The following is a 12,619-nucleotide window of genomic DNA, read 5'->3' on the forward strand; positions in this document are numbered from 1 at the left end:
GACGACTGATTATTGATGACATGAACGGCACAGCGGCCTGATGATAAACCTGACACAAAAAATGGCTCTTTGAAGCCTAAGGTTCATCAGGCGCGGAACTCATCATGGCGCGGACATCCTTGTCCACCAGACGCCGAATAGATTTAAGCAAGCCCATCATAAATCAAAATCGGTGTTGCAAAAACGGGGGTGACCATAGATTTTATGCCTGGACAACAGGCTGGCGAATCCTCACTTTTCGGTCGATAAGGGCACCGGTTTTTGAATCAAAATAGCGTGTTGGCCAAATTTCGGAAGGATGAATGTCCAGGCATTCTGCGATCAACCATTCTCCCTTGGGCCAAGGGCGTGTTAATGCATTAGCAAGTGTGGATGAACTTAAACCTGCTTTTCGAGAGACCGCCGCCAGAGTGGTGTCTTTCTTACGTAGTGCAGCAATGATGTCGGCAGGGTGCCAATCAGATTTCCTTAAAATCATCTTTAATCCTTTTTTTTTCTAAGCCGCTGACGTGTTAGTGATATAAATAACGGTACATTGTTAATCGTACGGTGAACAGAAAGTAATCATTTAGAAGTATACTAACATTTATTTTCTGAAAGATTTTAAATGTTTTCTAAATATTCCTTTTTTGTGTCATAACGCATATTAGGAAGCAACACCATGAAAAAAGAGTGGTTTGCCGCTAAGGAATTGGCAGGTCTTGATGGGTTACCGTCATCGCCACAAGGAGTCAACCTCATGGCTAAACGTGAGGGATGGGAGCAGCGCCGCCGTCGTGGCGTTCAGGGTAAAGCTGTCGAGTATCACATTGAGAGCTTACCTGTCACCATATTGAATTCATTACAGTTAAGAGAGGAGCCTGCCCAATATACGGCAACGCGACAGGACCCGCTGGCACTATGGGTTGAAGCCTATTATCGTTTTACAGAGGCCGAGCGTGAGCAAGTTATCACATTTATTTTTCGTGAGGGCGCTAAAAGCTTAATAGAGCGGCTGACGACAGATGAGTGTGGATAATGGCGGGCGAGGTGCAGCTTTTGTCATGAATGAAATACAACAGGTTTAGGCTATTTAACTCTTTTAATATCAATATATTGATGTGTATTTCAAGGTTTTGGTGACCAACAAAAGGAAAACTCCGGCAAGGCGCCAGAGTTTCCTAATAATTTCTTAAAATGAGCGTTGTACAGAAATGTGAGCCAACCCTTCCAATGCCAGTCGATATTCGCTTTCAGGAAGGACCTGCAAAGCAGCAATGGCTTTATCGGCTTCTTCTTCGGCACGCTGGCGGGTGTAGTCCAGTGAGCCGCACTGCTGCATGGCAAGCAATACCGGTTCGAGTAAATGGCGGCCATTCCCTTCTTTAATGGCTTGCCGAATCATTACGGCTTGCTCTGGCGTCCCATTACGCATGGCATGCAGTAAGGGGAGTGTCGGCTTGCCTTCATTGAGGTCATCACCGGTATTTTTACCCAAAGTGGTGCCATCGGAGCTGTAATCCAGCAAATCGTCAATAAGCTGAAAAGCGGTGCCCAGATAGCGGCCATAATTCTGTAATGCGAGCTCCTGCTCTTGTGCGGCATCAGACAATATAGCCGCAGACTGTGAAGCCGCTTCGAACAAGCGCGCTGTCTTGCTATAGATGACCTGCATATAGTTTTCTTCAGTGATGTCAGGATTGTTGCAGTTCATTAACTGCAAAACCTCACCCTCAGCAATCACGTTCGTGGCTGCTGACATCAATGTCAGCACCCGCAGTGATTCAAGGCTGGTCATCATCTGGAATGAGCGCGTATAGATATAATCGCCCACCAATACGCTGGCAGCATTACCAAAGGCGGCATTGGCCGTCGCTTTACCTCGACGCATATCAGATTCATCGACGACATCATCATGCAGCAGAGTGGCCGTATGAATAAATTCAATCAATGCTGCGACCGTGATATGTTTAGTTCCTTGATAGCCGAGCGCTCGAGCCACCAAAATAGCGATCATAGGGCGAATGCGTTTGCCGCCGCCACTGATAATGTAATGGCCCAATTGATTGATGAGAACAACATCAGAGTTCAATTGGTCGAGAATGGTTGTGTTTACAGCCGCCATATCTGGCGCGGTTAAGTCGATAATTTTTTCTAGGTTCATTGTTATATTCAGCTGTTTTTCTCTTTAACTGCGATGAGATTACCGCCCACATTATTACATGACGTTCCCTGAGACTATGATTGTACTTGAAAAATCCATCAAATAAACGAGATGTAAGAAACTGTGCTTTTTTTCTTCTCTTGAGCTGATTATATACTTGTCATTCACTACATTTTTGCGTAGAATTCGCGCCCTATTGTGAATATTTATAGTGCGCTCTGGACTACAAAAGTGGAGTGCGCGGAAAGCGGAGTTTTATATGTACGCGGTTTTCCAAAGTGGTGGTAAACAACACCGAGTAAGCGAAGGTCAGACCATTCGCCTGGAAAAGCTGGACATCGCAACTGGTGAAACTGTTGAGTTTGACCAAGTTCTGATGATTGCTAACGGTGAAGAAATCAGTATCGGCGCTCCTTTAGTCGATGGTGGCAAGATCAAGGCTGAAGTAGTTGCTCACGGTCGTGGCGAGAAGATTAAGATTGTTAAATTCCGTCGTCGTAAGCATTACCGTAAGCAGCAAGGTCATCGTCAGTGGTTCACTGATGTCAAAATCACCGGCATCAGCGCTTAAGATTTAGGAGAGCGGATAAATGGCACATAAAAAGGCTGGTGGCTCGACTCGTAACGGTCGTGACTCCGAAAGTAAACGTCTTGGCGTAAAACGTTTTGGCGGCGAAGCAGTTCTGGCAGGCAGCATCATCGTTCGTCAGCGTGGCACTAAGTTCCATGCAGGCATCAACGTTGGTTGCGGCAAAGACCATACTCTGTTTGCTTTGGCTGACGGTAAAGTCAAGTTCGAAGTTAAAGGTCCGAAAAACCGTAAATTTATCAGCATCGAAGCTGAATAAGTTTTTCGCGTCCTGTAAATAGATGTAAGCCCTGCAATTTCGTTGCGGGGCTTTTTACATTTCTGGGTTAACCCCCCTGGTAAAAAATGGATACGAAGCAGCAGGCTGGTTTAGGTATTTTTTTGGCACTGACCACTGCCGTATTCTGGGGTGCCTTGCCGATTGCAATGAAGCAAGTGCTCGAGGTCATGGAGCCTTATACCATTGTTTGGTATCGTTTTATGATGGCGGCTATCGGCTTGGGGATTATTCTGGCTTCACGCCGTCAGTTGCCCTCTCTTAAACTTTTTCGCCAACGTCGCTGGCTGGTATTACTGATTATTGCGACCTGTGGCTTGCTGGGGAATTTCATCTTCTTCAGTTCATCATTACAATATCTCAGCCCGACCACATCTCAGGTCATCGGGCAACTTTCCCCCGTTGGGATGATGGTTGCCAGTGTGCTGATTTTAAAAGAGCGGATGCGCATCAATCAGGTTATTGGTGCGATTATGCTGATTTGTGGCCTGATGTTATTTTTTAACACCAGTTTGCATGAAATTTTTACCCGTTTGACTGATTACACTCTTGGCGTGGCATTGGGTGTTTGTGCAGCGGTTGTCTGGGTGAGTTATGGTGTTGCCCAGAAGGTGCTATTAAGGCGTATGGCATCGCAACAAATCTTATTATTGTTGTACACTTTATGTGCAATTGCATTATTCCCATTAGCAAAGCCAGCCGTTATTTTTCAGCTAAATGGGTGGCAGTTTGCCTGTTTACTATTTTGTGGGGTTAATACCCTGATTGGTTATGGTGCTTTGGCTGAGGCCATGGCGCGCTGGCAGGCAGCGCAGGTAAGTGCGCTCGTCACATTGACGCCGCTATTTACCTTGTTTTTTTCAATTTTATTGGCGCTGGCCTGGCCAGATATGTTCGCCGCACCCTCTCTCAACTTTGTGGGATATGTAGGCGCATTCGTGGTAGTGGCAGGTGCAATGTTTTCCGCAATTGGGCACCGTTGGTGGCCACGTCGGACAGAGATAAACCCGGTTGCTGCGCAAAAATAGCAGCCTGGTGAATGATTTACGGAGAAAGTAAATGAAGTTTGTTGATGAAGCTACGATTTTGGTTGTAGCCGGTGACGGTGGTAACGGTTGTGTCAGTTTCCGTCGCGAAAAATATATCCCTAATGGTGGCCCTGATGGTGGCGATGGTGGCGACGGTGGCGACATTTACCTGCTGGCTGATGAAAACCTCAACACACTGATTGATTACCATTTTGTGAAATCTTTCCGTGCTGAACGTGGGCAGAATGGTCAGAGCCGTGACTGTACCGGTAAACGGGGTAAAGACATCACCATTAAAGTCCCGGTGGGTACCCGCATACTGGATCAGGGAACCGGTGAGATTGTCGGCGATATGACCCGCCATGGTCAGCGCCAGATGGTCGCAAAAGGCGGTTTCCACGGATTAGGTAATGCCCGTTTCAAATCCTCAGTTAACCGTGCTCCGCGCCAGAAAACTATGGGGACTGAAGGCGAGACCCGTGATTTGACGTTAGAGCTGTTGCTGCTGGCTGATGTTGGGATGCTGGGGTTACCGAATGCTGGTAAATCAACCTTTATCCGCGCGGTTTCTGCTGCTAAACCAAAAGTTGCTGATTATCCATTTACCACTCTAATCCCAAGCTTGGGTGTGGTGCGTATGGATTACGAGCAGAGCTTTGTGGTTGCCGATATTCCTGGTTTGATTGAAGGCGCTTCAGAAGGTGCTGGCTTGGGTATCCGTTTCCTAAAACATTTGGAACGTTGCCGCGTGCTGCTGCACTTAGTTGATTTGGCACCCATTGATGAATCTGATCCGGTTCAAAATGCCAAAGTCATTATTAATGAGTTGCAGCAATACAGTGAAAATCTGGCTAAGAAGCCACGCTGGCTTGTTTTCAATAAGATTGACCTGCTAGACCCTGAAGAAGCTGAAGCACGCGCTAAGGCCATTGTAGAAGCTCTGGGATGGGAAGATAAGTATTATATGATCTCGGCTGCCAATCGCGACAACGTGAATGCGCTGTGCTGGGATGTAATGAACTTCATTAACTCGCAACCCAAAGAGATGGCTATTGCTGAAAGCGCGCCAGAAAAAGTTGAATTCATGTGGGATGACTATCACCGTGAGCAACTGGCTGAAGTGGAAGCTGAAGCAGAAGATGAAGACGATGATTGGGATGAAGAAGACGATGACGGCATAGAGTTTATCTACGAACGCTAATTTGCCCGTTGTAGTTTGTTAGTAAAGCATAATTGAAACAAAGGCTACCTTTCATGGTGGCCTTTTTGTTGATAAAACAGACGATGACAAAGTTGATATTTGAATTGCTGACTTTAGCTATGGGTGGTCGTCGGTATCCAACATTGTGCTTTTAACCCGGAGCGGTCAGTGCGATTTTCCAGCGTTAGGCGGCCTTGGTGCAGTTGGGCAATTCGGATCACAATATTCAACCCTAAGCCGCTGCCGCCATAGCGCTGATCCATACGGCGAAACGCCTGAGTCAGTTCCCCTGCTTGTTCCTGCTTTATTCCCGGCCCCTCATCAATGACTTGCAACAGGATGCCCTGTGCTTCGGTCGCGAGTTTGACTGATATTTGGCTGCCGACCGGGCTGTAACGATGTGCATTCTCAACCAAATTACGCAGCATCAAACGCAGCAATGTAGCGTCGCCCTGAGTCTGAGCATCTGGGGGAAGTGACCAGTGTAGGGTTTGCTGGCGCTGAGCACACATTTCCTCCAGTTCTTCTTTCAGTGGCTGCACCACGTTTTCTATCCAATCGAGAGTTTGATAAAGGCCGCTGGCAAAATTCTGCCCAGCCCTCGACAACATCAATAATTGCTCAATGGTATGTATTAATAAATCAATCCGGCTGATAAGCGGTTTGCTTTCAGCAATACCTTGTTGTTCCATCAATTCAAGATGCAGCCGAATACCGGCAAGCGGAGTGCGCAGCTCGTGCGCAGCATCGGCGGTGAATAGGCGCTCCTGTTGAATAGTATTAGAGAGCCGGGATAGCAGCTGATTAAGGGTCGAGGTGACCGAGACAATTTCTTGCATATCACTGTTAACAATGACGGGCGTCAGATTATCGGCGGAGCGCTCGGCCAGTTTCTGCTGTAATTGGTCCAGTGGCCGAATAATCCAACTGATTGCCCAAAAAGAGAGCAGCAGGGTGATAGCCATCATGATGAGTGACGGCGCAAGCAGTGAGGCAATGGCTTCGGCGATTTCGGTATCAACCCGCTCATTGCGCACTTTGGCACTTAGGGTTTCATCGACCAGAAAGCTGATTTGCTCTTGGCTTTCATGCCATAACCAAAACGCGCTGATCAACTGAGTAATCAGTAATATTAACGCCAGCATTAAAATGAGACGGCGGCGCATACTGATCATCATAGTGCTTCCAGTCGATAGCCAATGCCCCGGACTGTCCGGATCCTGTCTTTACCCAATTTACGCCGCAGATTGTGAATATGCACTTCCAGCGTATTGGAGCCGAGATCGTCATTCCAGGTATACAGATCTTGTTGCAACAATTCACGATTGACTGTTTGGCCGGCTCGCATAATTAAGCGTGTGAGAATCGCAAATTCTTTGGGTGTGACTTCCAGCGGTTGGCCCTGCAAACACACTTGCTGGGTAGACAGATTAAGACTCAGGTCATCTTGCTGGACCAGATTGTCACTTTGCCCTTGATAGCGGCGGATCAACGCGCGAACACGGGCCAGTAACTCTGCGAGGGCGAAAGGTTTTATCAGATAATCGTCAGCACCGGCATCCAGCCCGTCAACTCTGTCCTCAAGTGCATCTCGCGCTGTCAGGATAAGCACCGGTAGCGTGACCTGCTCGCGCCGCCATTGACGAAGTAATACGGCACCGTCTTGATCCGGTAAACCGAGGTCAAGAATCACCATGCTGTATTGACTGGTGAGCAACAAACTGTGCGCCTCTGCGGCGGTACCCGCGCAGTCACAGGGATAGCCCGCGCCAGTCAGCGCCATGGCGATCCCTCGTTGTAGCAGTTCATCATCTTCAACAATCAGTAGTTTCATGATTTTTAGCTGCTCTAATAAGAGTTTTAGTTATTCTGATAAATGTCTTTATACAGGCGACTTTCGAAACGAACTAATGGCGCCCGACGATTTTTTTGGTCTTCAGGTGGGACCGCGTAGCCAGATAAAAATTGTACAAAGGCCATACGCTGCCCACTGGCGGTAGTCATAAATCCGGCCAGATTGTACACACCTTGCAAGGCACCTGTTTTCGCTGAAACCTTGCCGTCAACCCCGGCTTCGTGTAGCCCGCCACGATAACGTAATGTGCCGTCGTAGCCTGATAATGGTAGCATCGAAATAAAGTTAAGTTCTTGATCGTGCTGAGCAATATATTGCAACGCCTGCATCATGGTTGCCGGTGAAATAAGGTTATGCCGTGATAAGCCAGACCCATCCACGACAATACTATTTCCGAGGTCTACACCCGCTTTTTGGCGCAATACTTGGCGTACAGCATCAGCACCAGCGCGCCATGTCCCTGGCACCCCAAACCGCTGATGACCAATAGTTCTAAATACCGTGTCCGCAATCATGTTGTCAGACTTTTTCAACATGATTTTCAATAAGTCATGTAGCGGCGCTGATTGCGCTTGAGCTAACAGGGTACCCGCTGGATTTGGCGTAGTTTGACGGCGCAAGCTGCCATCAATTTGGATGTCAGCTTTCTTCAATTCATCCTTCAAAATAGCCCCGGCATAGCTGGCACCATTTTGTATTGCGAAAGCCAAGGGCAGCGGCTCACTGCGTTGTGTCAGGCAACCCGTCAGTGTGAACCGGTTTAACTCACCGGGCACCACATCTAATTCGCAATATTGCGCATCAGGCGAACCTTTGGCTAAGGTGCGGACTTCACTGAACATCTGCACCGGGTAATAAGATGCGACTCGGATAAATGCCATGTCGCCCGGGTTCGGGGCGCTGTAAAGGGAGACTGAAAAACAATTCCGGTCGACAATCGCCGCAGCTGGCGGGGCGCTAAAGCATTGCGTCATGTCGTTCCACGGCCAACCTGGGGCTTTATCATGGCTGGCAAAAACCGACGTATCGATAATCAAATCACCGGCGATTTGTTTTACGCCCGATTTTCTGAGTGTCGCCACCATATTACGCAACTGTTGGCGTGTTAAGGTGGGATCTCCGTCAAAACGAGCAATTAAATTGCCGCGTAATACACCGTCCGTGATTGTGGCGTGGCTTTCCAATGTGGTATTAAAGCGAAAATCTGGGCCAAGTTGCAGCAATGCCGCCAGCGCGGTCAGGACCTTTTGCGTACTGGCAGGTAATGCCATCTGCTGGGCGTGATAGTCTATTGCCGGGGTTGTGGCCCCGATTTTTTGCACGACTAACGCAAGATTTGCCCCATCAGGCAGATATTGTGTGTAATTCTCAACTTGAGCCGCATTGGCATTAGATATGCTGATATTGATCGCAATAGCACAGGCCAATCCACTGACAATTCGTGAAAAATGCATAATTTCGATATAACTGCTGAATAACGTGTTGCCATACTACGGTGCAACGAGGGCGAAAGTAAACGATGACCCTAAAGGAACTCTACGTTAAAATGCATATCAAAATGCAAAATTGATCCTGACTTGGGGTTTTAGCTCCGGGGGTGATTTTTTTGTTTATCGCCCGGAGGCGGGTAAAGTATCAGGCTTGCCGCATTTTCATTCGAAAACGTTAGGATGACGGTTTTTTGAACAGGATAGATTTAGAGGTATTTAAAAGATGAAACAGATTCCGATGACGGTAAATGGCGCAGAAAAATTGCGCGAAGAGCTGGATTTTTTAAAAGGCGTTCGTCGCCCTAAAATTATTGCTGATATCGCTACTGCCCGTGAACATGGCGACTTAAAAGAAAATGCGGAATATCACGCAGCCCGCGAGCAGCAAGGGTTCTGTGAGGGTCGCATTCAAGAAATAGAAGCGAAGCTCTCTAATGCGCAGGTGATTGATATCACCAAAATGCCAAATAATGGCCGCGTTATTTTTGGTTCCACTGTGCGTGTATTAAATGTGGTTTCTGAAGAAGAGCAGCAATACCGGATTGTGGGTGATGACGAAGCTGATTTTAAACAAAATCTTATTTCAGTTAACTCACCCATTGCTCGTGGCCTGATTGGTAAAGAAGTCGATGACGTGGTGGTTATCCGTACTCCAGGTGGCGAAGTAGAATATGAAATTCTTACCGTAGATTATGTGTAATACTTGTTCAACTGAACAGTAAGCATGCATTATTTATAAAAAATGAAGTTGTAAAGAAAAGTAAAAGGCCGCTTGCGGCCTTTTATCAGAACAAAGTGCATGGCACCTTTTCTCTAAAACAAGCGTCATTAACGCGGTAAAATAATTTTGCGCTCTTTTGCTGGACGATAGAGCACTAAAATATTACCGATGATTTGGACGTTAACGGCACCGGTCTCACGCACGATGGCATCAGCAATTAGGGCTTTGGTTTCACGCTCTTCAGCAGTGATCTTCACCTTAATAAGTTCATGATGTTCCAGCGTTTGTTCGATTTCAGCCAGCACCCCTTCGGTTAATCCGTTATTGCCTAACATGACTACTGGCTTTAATGGATGGGCCAAGCTTTTCAGGTGCTGTTTTTGTTTGTTATTCAGATTCATCGTCTTTTTTGCTTAAGTTGGGATTGAAAACGGTTCATTCTACCGCCATCTCATGTGTATCACCAAATCGGTCTACGCCGAGAGGGAGTTTACGCGAGCTAAGCAATAGATGCGCGGACTCTTAATTAAGATAGTTGGAAAAAGAGATGTCTAATAAAAAGCGTTCAGGTAGCTCGAGTCGCTGGTTACAAGAACACTTTAGCGATAAATATGTCATTCAGGCACAGAAAAAGGGGCTTCGCTCCCGTGCCTGGTTTAAACTTGATGAAATACAACAAAACGATAAACTTTTTAAACCCGGTATGACAGTTGTCGATTTAGGCGCTGCACCCGGAGGTTGGTCTCAATATGTTGTAACCCAGATCGGCGGTAAAGGGCGAGTCATCGCATGTGATCTTCTACCAATGGATCCTATCGTTGGTGTCGATTTCCTTCAGGGCGACTTTCGTGATGAACTGGTTCTGAAAGCTTTACTTGAGCGTGTTGGGGATAAAAAGGTTCAGGTGGTCATGTCTGATATGGCCCCGAATATGAGTGGTACTCCGGCAGTTGATATACCTAAATCAATGTATCTGGTTGAATTAGCTTTGGAAATGTGTCGTGATGTACTTGCACCAGGCGGAAGTTTCTTGGTGAAAGTGTTCCAGGGAGATGGCTTTGATGAATACCTACGGGAAATTCGCTCCCTGTTTACGAAAGTTAAGATTCGTAAGCCAGACGCTTCTCGTGCGCGATCGCGTGAAGTGTACATTGTAGCGACAGGGCGGAAACTGTAGTACCCTAACGCTGTTTGTTAACACAGTTGTAATATGAGGTTAATCCCTTGAGTGACATGGCGAAAAACCTAATACTCTGGTTAGTTATTGCAGTCGTATTGATGTCTGTATTCCAGAGCTTTGGACCCAGCGAATCGAATGGTCGTAGAGTGGATTACTCTACTTTCATGTCCGACGTAACCCAAGATCAGGTTCGTGAAGCACGTATCAATGGACGTGAAATTAACGTCAGTAAGAAAGATAACAGCAAATATACGACTTTCATTCCGGTCAACGATCCAAAGCTGTTAGATGTCTTATTGACTAAAAATGTGAAAGTTGTTGGTGAGCCACCGGAAGAGCCGAGCTTGCTGGCCTCTATCTTTATTTCCTGGTTCCCAATGCTGTTGCTGATTGGGGTCTGGATCTTCTTTATGCGTCAAATGCAGGGCGGCGGCGGCAAAGGGGCAATGTCCTTTGGCAAGAGCAAAGCCCGAATGCTGACAGAAGATCAGATAAAAACTTCTTTTGCTGATGTCGCCGGTTGTGACGAAGCAAAAGAAGAAGTCAGTGAACTGGTTGAATACCTACGCGAGCCAAGCCGTTTCCAGAAATTGGGCGGTAAAATTCCGAAAGGCGTATTGATGGTCGGCCCTCCGGGGACGGGTAAAACCTTGTTGGCGAAAGCCATTGCAGGTGAAGCTAAAGTGCCATTCTTCACCATTTCGGGTTCTGACTTCGTAGAAATGTTTGTTGGTGTGGGTGCATCCCGTGTCCGTGACATGTTTGAACAGGCTAAGAAAGCCGCGCCTTGTATCATCTTTATCGATGAAATTGATGCGGTAGGCCGTCAGCGTGGCGCAGGTCTGGGTGGCGGTCACGACGAACGTGAACAGACTCTGAACCAAATGCTGGTTGAGATGGATGGCTTTGAAGGTAATGAAGGCATCATCGTCATCGCGGCAACTAACCGTCCAGACGTGCTTGACCCGGCGTTACTGCGTCCAGGCCGTTTTGACCGTCAGGTTGTGGTGGGTTTACCGGATGTTCGCGGTCGTGAACAGATTTTGAAAGTCCACATGCGTCGCGTGCCATTAGATACCGATATTGATGCTTCCGTAATCGCTCGTGGTACACCAGGCTTCTCTGGTGCTGACTTGGCTAACCTGGTCAACGAAGCCGCATTGTTTGCCGCTCGCGGTAACAAACGTGTCGTTTCAATGTCTGAGTTTGAGAAAGCGAAAGACAAAATTATGATGGGTGCGGAACGTCGCTCCATGGTAATGACAGAAGCGCAGAAAGAATCAACGGCATACCATGAAGCAGGGCATGCGATTATCGGTCGCTTGGTACCTGAGCATGACCCAGTACATAAAGTGACCATTATTCCACGTGGTCGTGCATTGGGTGTAACATTCTTCTTGCCGGAAGGTGATGCCATCAGTGCCAGCCGTCAGAAACTGGAAAGCCAGATCTCGACTTTGTATGGTGGTCGTCTTGCTGAAGAAATCATTTATGGCCCGGAAAAAGTATCTACCGGTGCATCGAATGATATCAAAGTTGCCACGTCTATCGCGCGTAACATGGTAACGCAGTGGGGCTTCTCCGAGAAACTGGGGCCGTTGTTGTATGCTGAAGAAGAGGGCGAAGTGTTCCTTGGCCGTTCTGTTGCGAAAGCCAAGCACATGTCCGATGAAACAGCGCGTATTATTGATCAGGAAGTTAAATTACTTGTCGAGCGTAACTATCAGCGCGCACGTACTTTGCTGATGGAAAACATGGATGTTCTGCATACCATGAAAGATGCTTTGATGAAGTATGAAACTATTGATGCGCCACAGATTGATGACTTGATGAATCGCAAAGAAGTCCGCCCGCCAGCGGGTTGGGATGATGCGAACAAGACTAAATCATCTGACAACGATAGTACGCCAAAGGCACCAACGCCGGTTGATGAGCCACATACACCAACGCCGGGCAATACTATGTCAGAGCAGTTGGGCGATAAGTAAGTCTACTGTTGGTATCTATACTCTAAATAATTCGAGTTGCGGGAAGGCGGCAAGTGAATGACAAATTGGTTGCAAACCATTTTGAACGGCGCTTGCGCTGGCCCGCAGGGTGAGCCTCTGATGAGGCTCATAATCCCGATGAGTTGA

14 protein-coding genes are annotated in these 12,619 nt (G+C 47.3%); 8 read left to right on the plus strand and 6 right to left on the minus strand.

The features are described from left to right. Positions 1-202: 202 nt before the first annotated feature. Complete coding sequence (locus tag FTA91_RS00850; RefSeq protein ID WP_050116528.1) at positions 203-478, minus strand: helix-turn-helix domain-containing protein; 276 nt, start codon at positions 476-478, stop codon at positions 203-205. Between the two features lie 183 nt (positions 479-661). Between FTA91_RS00850 and FTA91_RS00855 the strand changes: the two genes are divergently transcribed. Beyond that, entirely contained in the window at positions 662-1,018 is a 357-nt protein-coding gene (locus FTA91_RS00855) for a DNA-binding protein (protein ID WP_050116529.1), read from the plus strand. A gap of 153 nt (positions 1,019-1,171) precedes the next feature. Here the strand turns inward: FTA91_RS00855 and ispB are convergent, their stop codons facing one another. Next, the gene (gene ispB / locus FTA91_RS00860; RefSeq protein WP_050116530.1) at positions 1,172-2,143 is read right to left on the minus strand and encodes an octaprenyl diphosphate synthase; all 972 of its coding nucleotides are present in this window, start codon (positions 2,141-2,143) and stop codon (positions 1,172-1,174) included. A gap of 259 nt (positions 2,144-2,402) precedes the next feature. On the opposite strand from ispB, the gene rplU reads away from it, so the two are divergent. From rplU to cgtA, 4 genes are all read left to right on the plus strand, one after another. After that, positions 2,403-2,714, plus strand: a complete 312-nt coding sequence (gene rplU / locus FTA91_RS00865) for a 50S ribosomal protein L21 (RefSeq protein ID WP_038636827.1) — start codon at positions 2,403-2,405, stop codon at positions 2,712-2,714. 19 nt (positions 2,715-2,733) lie between these two features. Then, positions 2,734-2,991 carry a 50S ribosomal protein L27 gene (gene rpmA, locus FTA91_RS00870; RefSeq protein ID WP_002210179.1) on the plus strand — a complete coding sequence of 86 codons (258 nt, stop codon included), beginning with the start codon at positions 2,734-2,736 and terminating at the stop codon, positions 2,989-2,991. Between the two features lie 86 nt (positions 2,992-3,077). Then, entirely contained in the window at positions 3,078-4,037 is a 960-nt protein-coding gene (locus FTA91_RS00875) for a DMT family transporter (RefSeq protein ID WP_050116531.1), read from the plus strand. Between the two features lie 31 nt (positions 4,038-4,068). Next, the gene (cgtA, locus tag FTA91_RS00880; RefSeq protein ID WP_004389218.1) at positions 4,069-5,238 is read left to right on the plus strand and encodes an Obg family GTPase CgtA; all 1,170 of its coding nucleotides are present in this window, start codon (positions 4,069-4,071) and stop codon (positions 5,236-5,238) included. A 113-nt stretch (positions 5,239-5,351) separates the two neighbouring features. On the opposite strand, the gene pmrB is transcribed toward cgtA, so the two are convergent. The 3 genes from pmrB to dacB are packed head-to-tail and all read right to left on the minus strand — an operon-like array spanning position 5,352 to position 8,547. Further along, positions 5,352-6,413, minus strand: coding sequence for a two-component system sensor histidine kinase PmrB (gene pmrB / locus FTA91_RS00885; protein ID WP_050114495.1), 1,062 nt, complete (start codon positions 6,411-6,413; stop codon positions 5,352-5,354). Continuing rightward, positions 6,413-7,072 carry a two-component system response regulator PmrA gene (pmrA, locus tag FTA91_RS00890; protein ID WP_050114490.1) on the minus strand — a complete coding sequence of 220 codons (660 nt, stop codon included), beginning with the start codon at positions 7,070-7,072 and terminating at the stop codon, positions 6,413-6,415. The genes pmrB and pmrA overlap by 1 nt, the downstream gene beginning before the upstream one ends. 26 nt (positions 7,073-7,098) lie before the next feature. Further along, positions 7,099-8,547, minus strand: a complete 1,449-nt coding sequence (dacB, locus tag FTA91_RS00895; RefSeq protein WP_050114489.1) for a serine-type D-Ala-D-Ala carboxypeptidase — start codon at positions 8,545-8,547, stop codon at positions 7,099-7,101. Between the two features lie 259 nt (positions 8,548-8,806). Here dacB and greA point away from each other — a divergent pair, with 259 nt between their 5' ends. After that, the gene (greA, locus tag FTA91_RS00900; protein ID WP_038636813.1) at positions 8,807-9,283 is read left to right on the plus strand and encodes a transcription elongation factor GreA; all 477 of its coding nucleotides are present in this window, start codon (positions 8,807-8,809) and stop codon (positions 9,281-9,283) included. A gap of 128 nt (positions 9,284-9,411) precedes the next feature. Here greA and yhbY read toward each other — a convergent pair whose 3' ends face one another. Continuing rightward, the gene (gene yhbY, locus FTA91_RS00905; protein WP_004389225.1) at positions 9,412-9,705 is read right to left on the minus strand and encodes a ribosome assembly RNA-binding protein YhbY; all 294 of its coding nucleotides are present in this window, start codon (positions 9,703-9,705) and stop codon (positions 9,412-9,414) included. 146 nt (positions 9,706-9,851) lie between these two features. On the opposite strand from yhbY, the gene rlmE reads away from it, so the two are divergent. Next, the gene (rlmE, locus tag FTA91_RS00910) at positions 9,852-10,481 is read left to right on the plus strand and encodes a 23S rRNA (uridine(2552)-2'-O)-methyltransferase RlmE (protein WP_032819268.1); all 630 of its coding nucleotides are present in this window, start codon (positions 9,852-9,854) and stop codon (positions 10,479-10,481) included. 56 nt (positions 10,482-10,537) lie between these two features. After that, positions 10,538-12,472, plus strand: a complete 1,935-nt coding sequence (gene ftsH, locus FTA91_RS00915) for an ATP-dependent zinc metalloprotease FtsH (RefSeq protein WP_050114487.1) — start codon at positions 10,538-10,540, stop codon at positions 12,470-12,472. Positions 12,473-12,619 lie beyond the last annotated feature (147 nt).

It is taken from the genome of Yersinia thracica (assembly GCF_902170565.1).
In the GTDB taxonomy this organism is placed as follows: Bacteria; Pseudomonadota; Gammaproteobacteria; order Enterobacterales; family Enterobacteriaceae; genus Yersinia; species Yersinia thracica.